This window comes from Peptoclostridium sp. AF21-18 (genome assembly GCF_003478825.1).
Taxonomy (GTDB): domain Bacteria; phylum Bacillota; class Clostridia; order Peptostreptococcales; family Peptostreptococcaceae; genus Peptacetobacter.
This window is the reverse complement of sequence record NZ_QUGE01000058.1, coordinates 1-810: the sequence shown is the minus strand read 5'-3', so window position 1 is coordinate 810 and position 810 is coordinate 1. Positions and strand designations below refer to the sequence as shown.

General features: G+C 24.3%; 2 pseudogenes. Both read right to left on the bottom strand.

Annotation, left to right across the window (positions count from 1 at the left end):
* Positions 1-342, bottom strand: a pseudogene (locus DWX74_RS10980) (GTPase HflX); the annotation flags it as partial.
* A 166-nt stretch (positions 343-508) separates the two neighbouring features.
* Positions 509-810, bottom strand: a pseudogene (locus DWX74_RS10975) (methyltransferase type 11); the annotation flags it as partial.

Below are 810 nucleotides of genomic sequence, written 5' to 3'. Positions count from 1 at the left end.
TTCTCTTGTTTTTGCTCTATTTGCAAATATATCTAGTATTAAAGCTGTCCTATCTATGACATTACATTTTACTTCTTCTTCAATATTTTTTATCTGTGATGCAGATAGTTCGTTATTAAATACTATTATTTCAGCGTTCGTTTTTTCGATTAAATCTTGTAATTCTTCAATTTTACCACTACCCATATAGAATGTTGGATTTATCTTCTTTAAATTTTGCTCCACTTTTCCAACTACTTCCATATCACAGGCTATACATAAATTCTTAAGTTCTATTATAGATTCCTCAAAATTATTTTTGTTATTTATATTAATTCCTACAATTATTACTCTTTTTCTCATTTTCATAATCTCCTATAATTTTATATTTAAACTTTAATATTTAAATATCACGGGATTATGACTTTTAATTATATTAAGATAATAGCCACAATCCGTGACTTACCCTCTTAATCTTATTGAATGTATACATCCACGTATATTCATCTTATTACCTCCTAACCTTTATCTACTTTACTTTGCCGACTACAATTTTTAAATCAACCGTTATTTTTTCTATATCACATTTATTTAATTCATTTATTTGTTCTTTGCTCAAACCAGATGTTAATGGTGTCATTTTTATAAAATCTTCTAAATTATATATATTTGTTTTATAAGTGATTCTTTTATCATAGATGATTTCCAAGTTATCTTTAAATGAATTTATAACATTTTTATTAGAATAAGTATCTTTTTTTATTTTACCTTTTATTTCAGACCTTATCTCTTTTAAATAGTGTTCATCTGGAATTACTTTTATTACAACTC